The sequence below is a fragment of the Pseudomonas sp. P4_D7 genome (assembly GCF_056401755.1).
Genome location: NZ_JBFUIR010000020.1, coordinates 48,596 through 65,089 on the forward strand (window position 1 = coordinate 48,596; position 16,494 = coordinate 65,089).

The 16,494-nt window shown below is 57.6% G+C and carries 15 protein-coding genes and 1 pseudogene; 8 read left to right on the forward strand and 8 right to left on the reverse strand.

Going from position 1 to position 16,494, the window contains the following annotated elements; all coding sequences use genetic code 11:
- Positions 1-46 precede the first annotated feature (46 nt).
- The 4 genes from AC1DVF_RS15070 to ligD all read left to right on the forward strand — a co-directional run bounded on the left by AC1DVF_RS15070 (position 47) and on the right by ligD (position 5,924).
- Positions 47-811, forward strand: a complete 765-nt coding sequence (locus AC1DVF_RS15070; protein WP_477782701.1) for a tellurite resistance TerB family protein — start codon at positions 47-49, stop codon at positions 809-811.
- A gap of 162 nt (positions 812-973) precedes the next feature.
- Positions 974-2,350 (forward strand): iron-containing redox enzyme family protein, encoded by a 1,377-nt coding sequence (locus AC1DVF_RS15075; RefSeq protein ID WP_477782702.1) that lies wholly within the window; start codon positions 974-976, stop codon positions 2,348-2,350.
- Between the two features lie 11 nt (positions 2,351-2,361).
- Positions 2,362-3,315 carry a methyltransferase gene (locus AC1DVF_RS15080; RefSeq protein WP_477782703.1) on the forward strand — a complete coding sequence of 318 codons (954 nt, stop codon included), beginning with the start codon at positions 2,362-2,364 and terminating at the stop codon, positions 3,313-3,315.
- A gap of 17 nt (positions 3,316-3,332) precedes the next feature.
- Positions 3,333-5,924 (forward strand): DNA ligase D, encoded by a 2,592-nt coding sequence (gene ligD / locus AC1DVF_RS15085; RefSeq protein ID WP_477782704.1) that lies wholly within the window; start codon positions 3,333-3,335, stop codon positions 5,922-5,924.
- On the opposite strand, the gene AC1DVF_RS15090 is transcribed toward ligD, so the two are convergent.
- The 5 genes from AC1DVF_RS15090 to sodC form a co-directional block, all read right to left on the reverse strand.
- Entirely contained in the window at positions 5,925-6,326 is a 402-nt protein-coding gene (locus tag AC1DVF_RS15090) for a hypothetical protein (RefSeq protein WP_175559657.1), read from the reverse strand. It lies immediately after the preceding gene.
- Between the two features lie 80 nt (positions 6,327-6,406).
- Positions 6,407-6,721 (reverse strand): DUF2388 domain-containing protein, encoded by a 315-nt coding sequence (locus AC1DVF_RS15095; protein WP_093438930.1) that lies wholly within the window; start codon positions 6,719-6,721, stop codon positions 6,407-6,409.
- A 118-nt stretch (positions 6,722-6,839) separates the two neighbouring features.
- On the reverse strand, positions 6,840-7,331 hold the full coding sequence (locus AC1DVF_RS15100) for a hypothetical protein (protein ID WP_460127977.1): 492 nt from the start codon (positions 7,329-7,331) through the stop codon (positions 6,840-6,842).
- Positions 7,328-8,575: a hypothetical protein gene (locus AC1DVF_RS15105; RefSeq protein WP_477782705.1), complete on the reverse strand. Its 1,248-nt coding sequence runs from the start codon at positions 8,573-8,575 to the stop codon at positions 7,328-7,330. The genes AC1DVF_RS15100 and AC1DVF_RS15105 overlap by 4 nt, the downstream gene beginning before the upstream one ends.
- A gap of 140 nt (positions 8,576-8,715) precedes the next feature.
- The gene (gene sodC / locus AC1DVF_RS15110; protein WP_477782706.1) at positions 8,716-9,237 is read right to left on the reverse strand and encodes a superoxide dismutase [Cu-Zn] SodC; all 522 of its coding nucleotides are present in this window, start codon (positions 9,235-9,237) and stop codon (positions 8,716-8,718) included.
- Positions 9,238-9,463: 226 nt separating this feature from the next.
- Between sodC and AC1DVF_RS15115 the strand changes: the two are divergent.
- Together AC1DVF_RS15115 and AC1DVF_RS15120 are read left to right on the forward strand one after the other, a co-directional pair.
- Positions 9,464-10,240: pseudogene (locus tag AC1DVF_RS15115) on the forward strand (MCP four helix bundle domain-containing protein); the annotation flags it as partial.
- A 132-nt stretch (positions 10,241-10,372) separates the two neighbouring features.
- Positions 10,373-11,098 carry a methyl-accepting chemotaxis protein gene (locus tag AC1DVF_RS15120; protein WP_443200748.1) on the forward strand — a complete coding sequence of 242 codons (726 nt, stop codon included), beginning with the start codon at positions 10,373-10,375 and terminating at the stop codon, positions 11,096-11,098.
- A gap of 175 nt (positions 11,099-11,273) precedes the next feature.
- Here AC1DVF_RS15120 and AC1DVF_RS15125 read toward each other — a convergent pair whose 3' ends face one another.
- Positions 11,274-11,705, reverse strand: coding sequence for a nuclear transport factor 2 family protein (locus tag AC1DVF_RS15125; protein ID WP_093438922.1), 432 nt, complete (start codon positions 11,703-11,705; stop codon positions 11,274-11,276).
- A gap of 522 nt (positions 11,706-12,227) precedes the next feature.
- On the opposite strand from AC1DVF_RS15125, the gene mqo reads away from it, so the two are divergent.
- Positions 12,228-13,874, forward strand: coding sequence for a malate dehydrogenase (quinone) (gene mqo / locus AC1DVF_RS15130; RefSeq protein ID WP_093438917.1), 1,647 nt, complete (start codon positions 12,228-12,230; stop codon positions 13,872-13,874).
- A 164-nt stretch (positions 13,875-14,038) separates the two neighbouring features.
- Here the strand turns inward: mqo and AC1DVF_RS15135 are convergent, their stop codons facing one another.
- Positions 14,039-14,470: a nuclear transport factor 2 family protein gene (locus AC1DVF_RS15135; RefSeq protein ID WP_460127982.1), complete on the reverse strand. Its 432-nt coding sequence runs from the start codon at positions 14,468-14,470 to the stop codon at positions 14,039-14,041.
- Between the two features lie 438 nt (positions 14,471-14,908).
- Here AC1DVF_RS15135 and AC1DVF_RS15140 point away from each other — a divergent pair, with 438 nt between their 5' ends.
- Positions 14,909-15,355 (forward strand): NUDIX hydrolase, encoded by a 447-nt coding sequence (locus tag AC1DVF_RS15140; protein WP_099758652.1) that lies wholly within the window; start codon positions 14,909-14,911, stop codon positions 15,353-15,355.
- A 6-nt stretch (positions 15,356-15,361) separates the two neighbouring features.
- Here the strand turns inward: AC1DVF_RS15140 and AC1DVF_RS15145 are convergent, their stop codons facing one another.
- Positions 15,362-16,486: a DUF3396 domain-containing protein gene (locus tag AC1DVF_RS15145; protein ID WP_099758653.1), complete on the reverse strand. Its 1,125-nt coding sequence runs from the start codon at positions 16,484-16,486 to the stop codon at positions 15,362-15,364.
- Positions 16,487-16,494 lie beyond the last annotated feature (8 nt).

Genomic DNA, 16,494 nt, shown 5'->3' on the forward strand with positions numbered 1-16,494 from the left:
CTATCGTTGCCAGACGCAGTCACTGCCAATGCCTGAGGATAACGTCATGAACACCAGCGATTTGCTCGAACAACTGCTGCGAGGCCAGGCCTCGGCGGGACAACAATCTTCAGCGTCTGCTGGCGATGGTTTGGGTGGTTTAGGTGGGTTGCTGGGTGGACTGCTCGGTGGCGGCTCGGGCGCGGCCAGCGGCGGCGGATCTGCCGGTGGACTTGGCGGCTTGGGTGGCTTGCTCGGTGGTTTGCTCGGCGGCAGTGGTGGACTTGGCGGCGCTTTGGGTGGGGCGCTGGGCGGCGGGGGCAGCACGCAAAATCGTTCCGGCGGGACCAATTATGCGGCGCTCGCGTCGCTGGGCATGATGGCGTTCCAGGCGTATCAGGCGTGGCAACGCAGCCAGGCGAGTTCGGCACCGCAACAAATCCCGCAGACGGCCAATCTGCTTGCCGGCCCGGAAGTCGAGGAGCACAGCCACGCTGTGTTGCGCGCTTTGATTGCGGCGGCCAAGGCTGACGGTGAGATCGACGACCGGGAACAACAGATGATCAGTGGGGAAATCAGCAAACACACCGACGACCCACAATTGCAGCAATGGTTTGAGGACGAAGTCTCGAAACCGCTGGACGCCAACGAAGTCGCGCAGGCGGCCAAAGGCGATCCGGCCATGGCCGCTGAAATGTATCTGGTCAGCGTGATCCTCGTGGATGACCAGCAGGACGCCGAGCGTCGTTATCTGGATGAACTGGTAGCAGCATTGCAGATCGACCCGGGTTTGCAGGTGCATCTGGAACAGCGGGCCAAAAGCCAGGCCTGAAGTAACGGCAAAAAATCATAACCACCCGCAGCTCCGTCAAGGAGCTGCTTCGCCGTCCGTCCGGGCAATTTTCACGTCGATTGAATTTTTCGCAGGCGCCGCCTCTCTGCTGCTGTAGAGGCGTGTGGAACAGCGCCCTGCCAACCGACCGAGAATTTTGCCATGACTGTCCTGACACCCGTGCAAGCCGCGCCTGCCCAACCGCACCTGATGAACGCCGCCGGGAACATGCGGCAGGTCTATGAAGCGTTGTTGCGCGATGACGATTCCCAGGACCTTGCGCAGGCGTTTTTGCAGGAGCAACTGCAACACGCCGCGCAACTTAGCGATTCGTTGCCTGAAGACCCGGCAATGTGGCACGCCTGGGTGGCCGAACATTGCGCCGATGTCGCCCGGCAATACGCCGACTATCTGCAGCAGCGCAAGGCCGGCGGGCCTCGGCAATTCTTCCGTGGCAAGGCGCAGGCGCTGTATTTCCTGCAAGCGGTGGCACCGACCAAACTGGTCGACGGCGCTTGGCTCTATGGTCTGTTGCCGCGCTGGCAAGACCCACGTTTCCAGGGCCTGCTGCGAACCTTTCTGGAAGAGCTGGGCGAAGGCAATCCGGCGCAGAACCACGTGGTGATTTATCAGAAATTGCTCGCCGAGCACGATCTGCAGGACAGCAGCGCCATCGACGATGAACGCTACCTGCAAGGCGCGATACAGCTGGCCCTCGGTGTCTGTGGTGCTGATTATTTGCCCGAGGTGATCGGCTACAACCTCGGCTATGAACAACTGCCGTTGCACCTGTTGATCAGCAGTTACGAACTCAGTGAGCTAGGCATCGATCCGTACTATTTCACCCTGCACGTGACCATCGACAACGCCAGCACCGGCCATGCGCAAAAAGCCGTGCAGGCGGCGCTTGACCTGCTGCCGCTCGAGGCCGATCGCGCCGAATTTCTGCGTCGGGTAGCGTTGGGTTATCGGCTCAACGATCTGGGGCAGGGCAGCCGCGCAATCATTGAAGGCTTCGACCTTGAGCAGCAATTGCTGGCGATGCTCGAGCGCAAGTGCCCATTCGCCCAACACATGCATTCCGATTACTGCCGTTTCGAAGGGCAGACCGTCAATCAGTGGCTGGCCGCACCGGAGCAATTGCCCGGATTTCTTCAAGCGTTGCAGAACAAAGGCTGGATCAAACGCCACGAAGACCCGCAGGCCAGCCGTTTTTGGCAACTGATCGCAGGCGACGGTGCGGCGATGTTCGGCGTGTTCAATGCCTACGAGAAACAACTGGTGCACGACTGGATCGCCGGCGACTGGACGCCGTCGGATAAAGCGAAACCCGTTCGGCGGCACAGTCAGACCGCAGCGCCCATCGAAGGGCTTGCACAGGATCCCGACGTACAGGCGCTCAACACCGCGCTGCAAGGTCAGGATGCCTCGGCGCAAATGGCGATTTTGATCCCCTGGCTCGCCCCGGCCCGCCATGCACACCCGGCCGGGCTGCTCGCCACCCGGCGTTTTATCCAACTCAAATCCCGCTTGCCTTAAGGACCTTGCCGATGAATCAGGAAGAACAACTCTGCCCCAACGACCTCGTGCTGCTGCAATTGGGCCGGCGCTTGTTGGCAGACGGATATCGGTTCACCACGCCGACGCCGTTGACCCAGCAACGGGTCAACCAGCGTGACGAGGGCCAGATGGCCGACTCTTTGCGCGATGTGTTCGGCTGGTCGCGTCCTTTCACGCCGGGGTTGTTGTCAGCCGATGAACAGCGGCAACTGCAAGACGCACAGATCATTGATCACTACGAAGGTGAGCTGAAGAGTCGGGTGCGCTGGTCGAGCCTGGATGATTTGCTGTTCGTCCATTCGGCATTTCCCACCGAGGCCGCTGACGCGGTGTTTTTCGGCCCCGACACCTACCGTTTCGCGCAACTGATCCACGCCCACCTGCAGCAGAACTTCGCGCCGATTCATCGCGCTGTGGACATCGGCTGCGGCGCTGGCGTCGGTGCGATTCTGATCGGCCGGGCCCGTCGCGAGGCAGAGGTGCTGGCGCTGGACATCAACCCTGCGGCGTTGCGTCTGACTGCGATCAATGCGGCACTGGCGGAAGTCGCCAACGTTGAAGTGCGTGCCAGTGATCTGCTGCAGGGCGTCGACGGCGAGTTCGACCTGATCGTCGCCAACCCGCCGTACATGGCCGACCCGGCGGAACGCGCCTATCGCCACGGTGGCGGGACGCTGGGGGCAGGGCTTTCGCTGCGCATCGTCGAACAGGCCTTGAATCGATTGGCGCCTGGTGGCTCGCTGCTGCTCTACACCGGTGTGGCGATGGTCGATGGTCGTGATCCGTTTCTCGACACCGTGCTGCCGCGCCTCGATGAAAAACGTTTCGGCTGGACGTACCGCGAACTCGATCCGGATGTTTTTGGCGAAGAGCTGCTCAACCCCGGCTATCAACGGGTCGACCGCATCGCAGTGGTGGCGCTGACCGTGACCCGAATGGGCTGAAACAAGGCAGGTGCACGATGAACAGGAACCTCGACGACTACAACCGCATGCGCGATTTTTCGGCGACCTCGGAACCGGCTGCCGTCAAGCGCTCGGGAGGTAAAACCGCTGCCGAGCATGCTTTGCAGTTCTGCATCCAGAAGCACGACGCTTCACACCTGCATTACGACTTTCGCCTGGAACTCGATGGCGCACTGAAGAGCTGGGCGGTGCCAAAAGGGCCGTCACTCGACCCCAAGGTCAAGCGGCTGGCGGTTCATGTCGAGGATCATCCGCTGGATTACGCAACGTTCGAGGGCAACATTCCCGAAGGGCATTACGGCGCCGGTGATGTGATTGTCTGGGATCGTGGCGTGTGGATTCCGCTGGAAGATCCGCACAAGGCCTACGCCAAGGGCAAGCTCAAGTTCGAGCTGCAAGGCGAGAAGCTCGGCGGTATCTGGAACCTGGTGCGCACGCACATGCCGGGCAAAAAAGAACAATGGTTTTTGATCAAGCATCAGGACAGCGCCGCGCGGCCGCAGGATGATTACGACGTGTTGGTGGCCGAACCGGACAGTGTGCTGAGCGAACGCACGTTAGTGGGCAAACCCAAACTGGCCGCCGAGCAAAGCAAACCGCTGAAAAAGCCCCCGGCCAAGACGCGCAAAGCCGCGACCGGCAAGCTCACCGGTGCGCACAAGGCCAAATTGCCGGCACAACTGAAACCGGAACTGGCAACGCTGGTCGACAGCGCGCCGGAAGGGCAGTGGAGTTACGAGATCAAATTCGATGGCTACCGGATCATGGCGCGCATCGATCATGATCAGGTGCAACTGTTCACTCGCAACGGTCATGACTGGACGCACAAATTGCCGCAACAGGCCGCCGCCCTGGCCGCGCTGGGATTGGAATCGGCGTGGCTCGACGGCGAAATGATCGTCGCCAACGAACACGGCGTACCGGACTTTCAGGCCCTGCAAAATGCTTTTGAAGCTGGAAGCAGCGGCAACATTCTCTACTACCTGTTCGATCTGCCGTATCTCAACGGTGTCGACCTGCGTGAAGTGCCGGTCGAGGAACGTCGCGCTGCGCTGGCCACGGTGCTCGGCAGTCATGAGCAACCGTTGTTGCGCTTCTCCGAAGCCTTCGACGAAACCCCGGATGCGCTGCTCAATAGCGCCTGCCAGATGCAGATGGAAGGCCTGATCGGCAAACGCCTCGGCTCGCCCTATGTATCCCGGCGCAGCAGTGACTGGATCAAGCTCAAGTGCAAACATCGCCAGGAATTCGTCATCGTCGGCTACACCGATCCGAAAGGTTCGCGCAGTGCTTTCGGCGCGTTGCTGCTGGGGCTGCATGATCGCGACAGCGGCGAGTTGCGCTACGCCGGCAAAGTCGGCACCGGTTTCAACGAGTCGACGTTGAAAAGCATTCTGGCCCAGCTCAAACCGTTGCAGGTGAAGAAGCCGGCGGTGGTCAATCCACCCAGCGGCTTCGAGGTCAAAGGCGTGCACTGGCTCAAGCCGAAACTGCTGGCGGAAGTCGCATTTGCTGAAATGACCAAGGACGGTTCGGTGCGCCACGCCGTGTTTCATGGCTTGCGCAATGACAAACCGGCCAAAGCCATCACTGAGGAGCGAGCGAAACCGGTGAAGACTGCAGAGAAGAAATCAGCCACGAAGAAAGCGCCGAAAAAAGCCCCGGCGAGCAGCGCAGAAACCGCGCCGTCACAACTCGGACTGGCCAACGGCAAGGTGCGCATTACTCACCCGGATCGGGTGATCGACGCAGTCAGCGGCACCACGAAGATGCAACTGGCCGAGTATTACACCAGCGTTGCCGAATGGATTCTGCCGCAGCTCAAGGATCGTCCAGTCGCACTGGTACGCGCCCCGGACGGCATCGCCGGTGAGTTGTTTTTCCAGAAAAACGCCGAACGCCTGGCGATCCCCGGCATTACCACGCTGGACAAAGACGTCACCGGGCAACCGGTGATGCTGATCAACAATGCCGAGGCGCTGATCGGCGCGGTACAGATGAGCACAGTCGAACTGCACACCTGGAACGCGACCACGGTCGATCTGGACAAGCCCGATCGCTTCGTTCTCGACCTCGATCCGGATCCGGCACTGCCATGGAAAAGCATGGTCGAAGCGACGGCACTGACATTGACCGTACTTGATGAACTGGGCCTCAAGGCGTTTCTCAAAACCAGCGGCGGCAAGGGTATTCACCTGGTGGTGCCGCTGACCCGCAAACTCGGTTGGGACGAGGTCAAGGACTTCAGCCACGCCATCGTCAGTCATATCGCCAAGCTGTTGCCGGAGCGCTTTTCTGCGGTGTCCGGGCCGAAAAACCGCGTCGGGCGAATCTTTATCGATTACCTGCGCAACGGTCTGGGCGCCACCACTATCTGCGCTTACGCCGCGCGCACCCGCGAAGGCTTGCCGGTGTCGGTGCCGCTGTTTCGCGAAGAGGTCGCCGAGCTCAAGGGCGGCAATCAGTGGAACGTGCACAACGTTCATGAGCGGTTGGCTGAGGTCGGTGACGAGCCGTGGGCCGACATGAAGAAAACCCGCCAGAGCATCACCGCCGAAATGCGCAAACGCCTGGGGCTGAAAAAGTGATCAGGTGTCGCGCAGCAAGTCGTGAGCGTTGAGCAATTCGAAGGCGATTTCCGGGTGGTTTTCCAGTCCGCGGCGAATGGCGGCCGGGATCGCTGCACGGGTCTTGCGGCACAGGCCCGGTAACTCGTCGATTTGAATAGCGATGCCGCGCATGGTGCGCACTTCGTTGAAACCGGGAGCGACGTCGACGCGAATCCCCAATTGCTCGAACATGCGCTGTTGCAGATGTTTGAGGTCATTCAGGTCTTTGAGCATTTCGAGGCGAGCGAGCAGGCGTTTTTCTTCCTCTCGGGTCAGGCGCAGGATGCGCAAATCCGCGCCGGGCGTCTCCAGCAACGGATCGCGCCCGCAAATGCAGGCGCCGGGCGGGCAGGGGGAGCGCAAGGGCACAGAAGTCGTCATGGCCTCCATCATAGAGGCCGTCGGACAGTTTTGCCTATGCGCCTTCAGCAGCCATCCATCGGCTGCGTTTTCCGTGACGGCTACTGATTCAGGCCTTCGTAATGCACCAGAATCGCGTTGGCCAGATCTTCATCACTGGCATTGAGGCCAGGATTTTCCTGGCGAGCCTGTTGCAGCACCGATTCAAGATAAACCCCACGAATGGCCCCGCCACTGGCGACAAATGCAGACAAGTCGTCACGGGCCGGAATCACCATTTTGTGATCCTTGAAGGTCGAGTACAGCGACGCGGAGACACCCGCCGAGGTGGCGACATCACCCGCATCAACGCGGGCCAACGCCGAACCGACCGGCAGGCATAAGAGTAAAGAAGAAACGAGCACTAACTTGCGCATGACGGTGTTCCTCCACAAGCGCGAAGCAAAAAGGGAAGGATTACATAATGTGAGAGGGGCGCGCGCGGCGGGAGTTCCATCGAAGGTATCTGTGAGGTAAACCGGGTGAAGCCTGCGGTCACTCAATCTTTATAGTGCCCTGAATGTCGATTCGGAACTGATAGAGTCTGGAAAATCGTTTTTTCAGTTGGTTATCTATTTCAACGAAGGGGCTTTTCCGGTTGCAGGCATAGGCCTTCTTAGGGCTGAAATTTTCCAGAAACTGCTCGCCGTGCGTCTCTGCGAGGAAGTGAATGGTTGATTCCAGCTGATCGCAGGCATGACTCTTCCATCCACCGCGTCTCCAATCCTTCAATTCGACTAGATAGAGGGCTTTTTCAGTTGTAAGCATGCAATCACAGCGACCTCGTCCTTCTTCTTCGCCGTCTTTGATCACGCATTTATCAATGGCCGTAAAGGTGACCGCCTTTTGGTTCGGATTTTTGACGGTGGCGCTCCATTTTTTGCCGCCTGATACGTCAACATAGGCTTGGGTGTTTTGATCATCACAGAGTCCGAATTCGAGCTCCATGAAGGGACCAGACTGGCAACCTGCATCAAGAAAATTCACTCCCCTAGAGCCTCCTCAATGTCGAGGAGACGATCAAACAAATCATTACCCGCACGCAGTGATTCATTCAGATAATTATTATCCGAAGGGATTTCTTCAATCACAGGCAGTTTTTCGATACGGCCGGTTCTCTCATCTGCTTGATAAATTGCAAGGTCTTTTGCGTTTGTCAATGCATGCAAAGGGACAACTGCATCAAGTTTTTCAAACCATGTCTTTTCAAGTTTTTTCTTGGTGATTTTATCGTGTAAAAGTTTGCCTTGTACGGCGATGGTCAGGTAATTCACTACGTAAGGGCTGTGCGTGGTGAGGACCAGCCGATTGTGTTTACCTTGATTGTTGAACTGTAAAAGACTTTGCAAAACGCTCCACTGAGATCGGGGAAAGAGGTTCTGCTCCGGTTCTTCGACTATGTTGATAAAAGCAGTTTTATTGAAGCGTGATGAGAGAGTAGAGATGAGCGCCCGCCGCTGCTCTACTGTAAGGGGTTCGGCAAGAATTTTTGCTGCTTCCTTGCGGAAACGCTCAAGCTCACCAGCGCTCATCGATTCCTGACGATCCTCGATGCGCTCCTGAACACTATTGGCCAGGAATTGGCTGACCAAGTGAAGGGGGACTGCAGACTGGAAGCCACTGGACGCGTCTGCCAGCTTCAATCTGTAGTCAGACTCCCGGATGTTCAAGGTGTCATTCAGTTTGTCGTATTCAAGTTCTGCGTTGTTGATGGGCAGTGGCAAAGGATCCTTGATACTGGCCTTGGCATTATCAAACTCAGTGAGAAACTCTTTCAGAGACTCAGAAGACAGCTTCAACTCCCGGGGGTGTTTTACATAGGAAATGAAGTTTCGTTCAGCCGGCACATACATGATCTGTGGTAAGTGATATCCAGCCGTTTTTGCTTTTGTAATATGCAATTGCCCATTTGCGTAGCTGATCGAGAAGGCGTCGCCTTCATAGTCGATTTCAGTTAACGCCGTTTGACCTGCAGAAATGTAATTCTCGAGACGGTGATAAGTTAAAAAAGGCTTGGTCAGACGATTCTTTCGCTCGAACCATTTCTGATCGTAGTCTCCTCGCACCAATGCCTTCTCAATCCACGAGAAGGTTGAGTAGAGCTTGGCGAGCGTACTTTTACCGGAGCCCTGATTGCCCACGAACACGGTCACGCGTTTGAACTCTATCCAGCCATCATTCTTCATCCCTTCTCGGATAGGTCCAAAATGCTTGACGCGTAGTCGGGTCATCGAATACTCCCAGATAGATGTGCCTTTACGTAATGCGCAGCAGCATATCAGGCAGAGGGAGAAAGTGGAGAGGTAAGCGTTAGAGAGTAAATCCGGGCGGTGATGCCGCCCAGATATCTAGTGCTCTGAGTACGAGCTATTCAGATCACCCCGCAAGCCATGCGATCACCGCCACCGCCCAGTGGTTTGGGCATGTCGGCGTGGTTGTCGCCGCCGGCGTGGATCATCAGGGCGTGACCTTTGATCTCGGATATCTTCTTCAGGCGCGGCGCCAGTACCGGATAGTTGGCGATGCCGTCCGCAGTCACATAAATCGCCGGAAGGTCACCCAAATGGCCGTCGGCGTAAGGGCCGAGGTGCTTGGCGGTTTTCTGCGGATCGAAATGCCCGCCAGCGGCCAGTGCAGCACCTTTCACGCCATCCTTCATCCCGGCTTCGCAACTGCCGTTCTCATGCACGTGGAAGCCATGGATGCCGGCCGGCAGGGACTTCAGATCCGGGGTGAACAACAAGCCATACGCGGTTTCGCTGATGGTGACCGAACCGATCGCTTGTGGTGCACCGTCGGCGCTGACCAGGTTGATGGCGACTTTTTCTGTCGCCGCCTGGGCGCTGCCGATGGCCAAAGTGCCAAGCAAACCCAACCACATTGCGCGTTTCATAGGCGTCTCCTTTTGCTGCATGAGTGTTCAAAGCGACGGACTCAATAGCCTGCCGGCATTAACTGGCGGTGAAGGCGTTGGCCGGGCGCGTTGAAAAGTGAGACTTGCCGCGCAATCCGAAAGTTTTGTGGCATTCAGGCTTCGTGCCGACAGCTGCTGACACGCTCTGGCCCGACAGACCTGCACAAATAGGCTTAACTGAAGGTCTGACAGGCGCTTGCGGCGCATGGCCAAGGAGAAAACCAAGGTGTCGATCAAACTGCGTTTAGTGTTGCTGATTGTGACAAGTCTGCTGACAGCCTTGATCGTGAGTCTGGTCAGTTACGTCGGCAATCAGCGGATGGCCTCGGCGGTCAGCGATAACGCGGTCAGCATGAGCGCGCTGCGCAACCACATGGAAGCCGACATGATGCACGACGCCCTGCGCGCCGATGTCTACTCGGCAATGCTGGTCGGGCTGGGCAAAAGCACCAGCACGGCAAGCGAGGTGCGCGATTCGATCAACGAGCATGCCGGGCATTTTCGTGAGGTGCTCGAGGAAAACCTCAAATTGCCGATCAATCCGGCATTGCGCACGGCGCTGGAGCAGATCAAACCGAGCCTCGATACCTACATCAACGCGGGCGAACGGATTGTCGGGCTGGCGCTGGACAACCCTGATGCGGCTCAACAGGAACTGGGCACCTTCAACACGGCGTTTGGCCAGCTTGAAGAACAAATGGCCGCGTTGAGCGAGTTGATCGAGTCCAATACGCGGCAGACCAGCGCAGGCACCGAGTCAGCCATCCGCAGCGCCAACGTCGCGCTCGGCGTGGTGTTGATCGCCAGTCTTGTGTTGCTCTTGATACAGGGGCGCTGGGTCATTCTGAGCATCATGGGGCCTTTGAAGACTGCCAGTCGCATCGCCGAAAGCATCGCCCACGGCAATCTCAGCGAGTCGATTGCCGAGCCATCCGGCAAGGACGAAGCCAGTACTCTGATACGCACACTGGCAACCATGCAGCGCGACTTGCGCAACATGATCGACGTGGTGCGGCGCAATGCTCACGGCGTCAGTGGCATGAGCGAGCAACTCAGCCACGGCTGCCATCAGGTCGCCGACAGCAGCCAGCAACAAAGCGTCGCCGCCGGCACCATGGCCGCTGCCGCCAGCCAGATGACCGCGAGCATCGAGGAAATCACCCGCCACGCCGAACGGGCACTGAGCATGGCCAGTCAGGCCGAAACCCTGGCCAAGGAGGGCGGCGGTGTCATTCATCAAGTGGTCAGCGACATGGACGATATCGCCCGATCAGCACAACAGTCGGCGCAGGTGATCCGCACGCTGGATCAGGAATCCGAAGCCATTTTCAACATCATTCAGGTGATCAAGAGCATTGCCGACCAGACCAATCTGCTGGCGCTCAATGCCGCCATTGAAGCGGCCCGTGCCGGTGAGCAGGGTCGGGGTTTTGCCGTGGTCGCGGACGAAGTGCGTAGTCTGGCGGCGCGCACCAGTGCCTCAACCCAGGAAATCGCGGCAATGGTCGCGCGCATTCAACACAGCACCCGCGAGGCGGTCAGCAGCATGGAGGCGGGTGTCGCGCAGGTCGACAAGGGCATGGCGGTGACGGCGGATGTCGAGCGGGCCATCCGCGAAATTCTCGATGCGACGTTGAGCACTACGCAACTGGTCAACGACATCACTCGCACGATTGGCGAGCAAAGCCAGGCCAGTAACGAGATCGCCCATCAGGTGGAAATGATTGCCGGGATGTCCGAAGGCAACAGCCGGGTGATCGGGCAAACGGCGAATACCACGGATGAATTGTCGAGTCTGGCGGGGCAGTTGGCGCAGTCGGTGGATCGGTTTCGGTTGTAGTGGTGAAATCCATCGTATTTGTGTTGGCCGGGCTAGCGCTTTCGCGAGCAAGCTCGCTCCCACAGGTTTCGTGGTGTAAATGCAATATTCGCTGCGCCACCGAACACAGTGGGGGCGAGCTTGCTCGCGAAGAGGTCAATTCAGCCAACACTAATGCTGGATAAATTCACCACAATCAGAACTTGAACGCCTGCCGCCCAACCAGCAACCACTTGCCATGCTGCTTCTGCCAGATCTGAAAGTTCTCGATCTCCGTCGGCACCACCTCGGTCCCCTTCAACGCCTGTGCGGAAAAGTGGTGGCGGACCAGCGCGGTGTCGCCGGACAGGGTGATGGTCTGGTGCTGCATTTCCAGGGTCTTGAACGCGCTCTTGCCGGTTTCGATGTCGGCGATGAACTCTTTCTTGTCCTGGATCTTGCCGCTGGAATGGCCATAAGTCAGGTTGGGCGCGGTGAGCGCGTTTAGTTCGGCGATGTCCTTGTGCAGCATCGCCTGGGTCAGATGATCCACCGCTTGGGCAACGTCTTTTTCCGCCGGAGCAGAGGCGGCCATCGCGTAACCGTTGAAGGCACAGAGAAAGCCGATCAGGAGTCGGGTCTTGGTCATTGAGGTTGTTTCCTTGTTGTTATGGGGTTGACGACTAATTTGTCAGTCGTCGTACAACGTAGCAGATAATGCTTGAGCAAGGCACTGCCCAAAAGTGCTCAATGTCTGGGCAACTACACTTGAATGCAGGATGGTTTGCGTCGACGCACTCATCAGAGGGTCATGTTCAGCGACTGGCGGCCGATAAGTCCCTGAGCGGAAAAAGACTCTCAAGTCGGGAACAGACGCGCGGGTTTGCCCTGACGTGATATTCTTCGCGCCAACTTGGTTTGACCTTATTCAGTTTGCTTGCCTTCGGGCGGGCTGACGGAATCCCTGTCGCTCAAGTAGCTGAGCCAATAATGATAAGAAGTCAGTTCAGAAGGGACATTAACTGAGGTCGATGCAGCATGTCGGCCTTGTGTGCCCACCCGTCAAAATTGAAGTGTGCCGGAATCTGCGACGCGAGCCTGAGCGTCATCAAAGCGGATCGCATACAGATAACAGCGGCGGGCGGAAGGCGTTTTATCATAGGTGCAACAGATGTTTAAGAAAGTGAACACAGCCCTGCTGGGTCTGGCTTTGGCGATGGGGATGACATCCGCCAATGCTGACGAAGCAAAGAAAGTCGACGTCCTGCTGATCGGCGGCGGCATCATGAGCACCACCCTCGGTGTGTGGATCAATGAGCTGGAGCCAAGCTGGTCGATGGAAATGGTCGAGCGCCTCGACGGCGTCGCCCTGGAAAGCTCCAACGGCTGGAACAACGCCGGTACCGGTCACTCGGCGCTCGCTGAGCTGAACTACACCCCGGAAGACGACAAAGGCAACGTGACGATCCCGAAAGCCGTCGAGATCAACGAAGCGTTCCAGGTCTCCCGTCAGTTCTGGGCCTGGCAGGTTCAGCAAGGCGTTCTGAAGAACCCTCGCTCGTTCATCAACACCACGCCGCACATGAGCTTCGTGTGGGGCGATGACAACATCAAGTTCCTGAAAAAGCGCTACGAAGCCCTGCAAGCGAGCCCGCTGTTCGCCGGCATGCAGTACTCCGAAGACCCGGCTGTGATCAAGAAGTGGGTCCCGCTGATGATGGAAGGGCGTGACCCGAACCAGAAAATCGCGGCCACCTGGAGCCCGCTGGGTACCGACATGAACTTCGGCGAAATCACCCGCCAGTTCGCTGCGTACCTGCAAACCAAGCCTAACTTCGATCTGAAACTGTCGAGCGAAGTCCAGGACATCACCAAGAATGCCGATGGCACTTGGCGCGTCAGCTACAAAAACCTGAAAGACGGCACTAAAACCGAAACCGATGCCAAGTTCGTCTTCATCGGCGCTGGCGGCGGTGCACTGCACCTGCTGCAGAAGTCGGGCATTCCTGAAGCCAAGGAATACGCTGGCTTCCCGGTTGGCGGTTCGTTCCTGGTGACCGATAACCCGGCCATCGCTGAACAGCACCTGGCCAAGGCCTACGGTAAAGCGTCGGTTGGCGCACCACCGATGTCCGTTCCGCACCTGGACACCCGTGTTCTGGACGGCAAGCGCGTCATCCTGTTTGGCCCATTCGCGACCTTCAGCACCAAGTTCCTGAAAGAAGGCTCGTACCTGGATCTGCTGACCAGCACCACCACCCACAACATCTGGCCTATGACCAAGGTCGGCATCAAGGAATACCCGCTGGTCGAGTACCTGGCTGGCCAACTGATGCTGTCGGATGAAGACCGTCTGAACGCGCTGAAGGAATACTTCCCGAACGCCAAAGCCGAAGACTGGCGCCTGTGGCAAGCCGGCCAACGCGTGCAAATCATCAAGCGTGATGAAGCCGCTGGCGGCGTGCTGAAACTGGGCACCGAAATCGTTGCTGCACAAGACGGTTCCATCGCCGGCCTGCTAGGCGCATCGCCAGGCGCGTCGACCGCTGCACCGATCATGCTGAGCGTGCTGCAGAAAGTCTTCAAAGACAAAGTCGCGACCCCAGAGTGGCAAACCAAGCTGCACCAGATCGTTCCAAGCTACGGCACTCAGCTGAACAACGATCCAGCCAAAGTGGCTGCAGAGTGGGCTTACACCGCCAAGATCCTCGAACTGCCGACACCTCCAGTGATCGGTCAGGCTGCTGCCCCGGCCGCACCTGCAGCTGAAAAAGCTGAAGCTCCGAAGGAAAACGCTGCACGTGACATGGCGCTGTAACTAAACGCCTGACACACAAAGCCCACTGAACCGGCGACGGTCAGTGGGCTTTTTTATCGCAAATAGTTTTGTAGGAGCTGTCGAGTGAAACGAGGCTGCGATCTGTTGATCTTGATCTTGCTTTTGAAAGATCAAGATCAACAGATCGCAGCCTACGGCAGCTCTTACAGGGCTTTGGCGGACGCCAGATAAGCACCGAGCCGCCGTCCCATCTCCTCACCCAACGCCTGCAATCCGCTCAACGGGCGAACCATCACCTCGAACTCGACAATCTTCCCGCCCTCATCAAAGCGAATCATATCGATGCCTTTCAGCTCCTTCGAACCCACCTTGGCGCTGAACTCCAGAATCACATTCAAGCCATCGGCAGTCGCCAGCTCACGGTGATAGGTGAACTCTTCAAACACCTCGAACACGGTATTGAGGATCATCGACACCACTGGCGCGCCCGGATAAGGCGTGTGCGCCATCGGCGAGCGGAACACGGCTTGCGGGTCGAGCAGGCCGGGCAAGGCGCTGAGGTCGCCGGTGCGGATCATTTCGTGCCATTTGCCCAGTGATGCGGCGACGTTGGGTTGCAGGTTCAGGTCGGTCATGTTCACTCCAGGATTTTTCTTGTTGTTGTCGCGACGGCAATGACTCTAGATCAACCTCGCCGAAATTGAACCCTTGTGCCGCGATCTGAATATCGGCCCATGGCCCATGCGGATCAGATGCGCATCTGATCCGTATTTTTTCACTGGATCTGCCTCTGTTACCAGCTCAGTCATCCGCTCAAAATAGCCCCACGGTTCGGCACTCGCGGTAGTCCTTCATCCCGAAGCGCCCAGTGCACCGCAAGCTCAGCATTGAGGAGAGCAACATGAACAAGATGGCGTTTTTTCTGGGTGGCTTTCTGACACTGACCATTCTGATCGGCCTGCTCGCAACGATTTCTCCGGTCTGAAGCGACCCTTTTCCAGTGACGTCCACGGGTGTGTCGCGCAAAGCATGTTTAAATGCCGCGCCCCCACACCTGTAAATGGACTTCAGTCATGGCCGAACACCGCATTCGCGCGCTCGCACTTTGCGTTTTTCATCACAACGGCAAAATTCTGGTTAACGAATTTCGCGACCCGGGCAGCCAGCAAACCTGCTTTCGGCCTATTGGCGGCGGTATTGAATTTGGCGAGACCAGCGCCGAAGCAATCGTGCGCGAAGTGCAGGAGGAGTTGGGCCTGTCCATGAGTGACGTGCGTCTGCTCGGCACACTCGAAAGCCTCTTCGTCTACAACGGCGAACCGGGTCACGAAATTGTCCAGGTATACGACGCGACGTTCGTCGATCAGGGCGTCTACGACAACGCACAGATCGATGGCCATGAAAGCGACGGCGCGCCCTTCACTGCACGCTGGCATGACAGCTCAAGCTTCAGCGAGCAGGCGCCTTTGGTGCCGAATGGCTTGCAGGAGCTGCTGAAAAGCGCCGGATTGCTCGGATGAATTCACTCACGCTTCCCCCGACCAATACCAAAGCGTATCGCCCCAATTCGAGCCACTGAACCCAGGCATGGTTTCCCCCAAGTCGAAGTAACGTCGGGAGTTTGCCTGTGCAGGGCTGAACCAATAACCCGCGGCGCTACAAGGCTGACCGGCCTCTATTCGTGCTGGAGTTTTCGAATGCGCATCGTCTTGGTCGAATCGCGCGTACCAGCGCGCGGTACTGTCTTGTTCGAAGCAGTTACCGTAGGGTGAATAAGTGTGCAGTTGATCGGGTTTTGGATTACGAAGCTGTTTCAAAACACGGTTCACCGCTACATAGGTGACGGGTAGAGGTTCATGGATAGCGCCCAGTTCGGGTAAAGCGCCGGCGCGAATGATCACTCCGCCCTGATAATCCAGCATCTCGACGTCGCCACGTCCGCTGAAGGCGTGGCGTAATCCGTCTTTGCCTCCCAGTTGCTCGGTAAATCGAGTGCCAACAATGGTGTACCAGTTGACACCTTTGATGTGATCAAGCAGTTCTCGTTTGAAGTTGTGCACCATTGAGTCAACTTCCAGACCGACATATTGCTGCGCCAGTTGAAATTCCATGGGCATGTAACGATCGAAGTCGTAGGGCAGTATGCTCGAAAGTCCGCCGTAGCCATGTTCGGCTTCAACCTGATCGCACAAGTAAACCAGCCATTCTTGAAAGCGCGCGACGCCATCGGGCTCTTTCAGGAAACTCCAGGGCAATGTCATCTTCAGGTATGAGCGTTTTTGATCGCCATGCACCTCGAACGAGTTCAGTGCGGACAGGCTGTACGCAGCAGCTTCGTTCGCGGTTGCGGCGCTGCTGATGTGCCATTCGTATTGTTCGTTCGGCCCTGACTCGCGGATTTTTTCCTGGGTTTTGCTGAATCCGGAATCTGTCAGTTTCTTGTAGCGGTCGTCGAACTGTCCCTTCAGATGCTGGCCGAACTCTTCCTTGAATCGGGTGAAGCACTGCATGACATTGCGCTTGCTTTGCAGCGAGTAGCCTTCCTTGAAGTAGAGGGTTGCGATCAACCCGAGTCGTACAACGGGGGTGTTATCGGGTAGCTCAAACGTCAGGTCTGGAGCTTGTTCGCTCAGTTTTTCCAATGTATTCATAAAGCTCT

Coding starts and splice junctions, on each gene's coding strand:
- AC1DVF_RS15135 (WP_460127982.1), bottom strand. CDS start 14,470: ATGACCGACCTGAACCTGCAACCCAACGTCGCCGCATCACTGGGCAAA.
- mqo (WP_093438917.1), top strand. CDS start 12,228: ATGTTTAAGAAAGTGAACACAGCCCTGCTGGGTCTGGCTTTGGCGATG.
- AC1DVF_RS15080 (WP_477782703.1), top strand. CDS start 2,362: ATGAATCAGGAAGAACAACTCTGCCCCAACGACCTCGTGCTGCTGCAA.
- AC1DVF_RS15095 (WP_093438930.1), bottom strand. CDS start 6,721: ATGCGCAAGTTAGTGCTCGTTTCTTCTTTACTCTTATGCCTGCCGGTC.
- AC1DVF_RS15105 (WP_477782705.1), bottom strand. CDS start 8,575: ATGACCCGACTACGCGTCAAGCATTTTGGACCTATCCGAGAAGGGATG.
- AC1DVF_RS15090 (WP_175559657.1), bottom strand. CDS start 6,326: ATGACGACTTCTGTGCCCTTGCGCTCCCCCTGCCCGCCCGGCGCCTGC.
- AC1DVF_RS15070 (WP_477782701.1), top strand. CDS start 47: ATGAACACCAGCGATTTGCTCGAACAACTGCTGCGAGGCCAGGCCTCG.
- AC1DVF_RS15120 (WP_443200748.1), top strand. CDS start 10,373: ATGGCCGCTGCCGCCAGCCAGATGACCGCGAGCATCGAGGAAATCACC.
- AC1DVF_RS15075 (WP_477782702.1), top strand. CDS start 974: ATGACTGTCCTGACACCCGTGCAAGCCGCGCCTGCCCAACCGCACCTG.
- sodC (WP_477782706.1), bottom strand. CDS start 9,237: ATGAAACGCGCAATGTGGTTGGGTTTGCTTGGCACTTTGGCCATCGGC.
- AC1DVF_RS15140 (WP_099758652.1), top strand. CDS start 14,909: ATGGCCGAACACCGCATTCGCGCGCTCGCACTTTGCGTTTTTCATCAC.
- AC1DVF_RS15125 (WP_093438922.1), bottom strand. CDS start 11,705: ATGACCAAGACCCGACTCCTGATCGGCTTTCTCTGTGCCTTCAACGGT.
- ligD (WP_477782704.1), top strand. CDS start 3,333: ATGAACAGGAACCTCGACGACTACAACCGCATGCGCGATTTTTCGGCG.
- AC1DVF_RS15145 (WP_099758653.1), bottom strand. CDS start 16,486: ATGAATACATTGGAAAAACTGAGCGAACAAGCTCCAGACCTGACGTTT.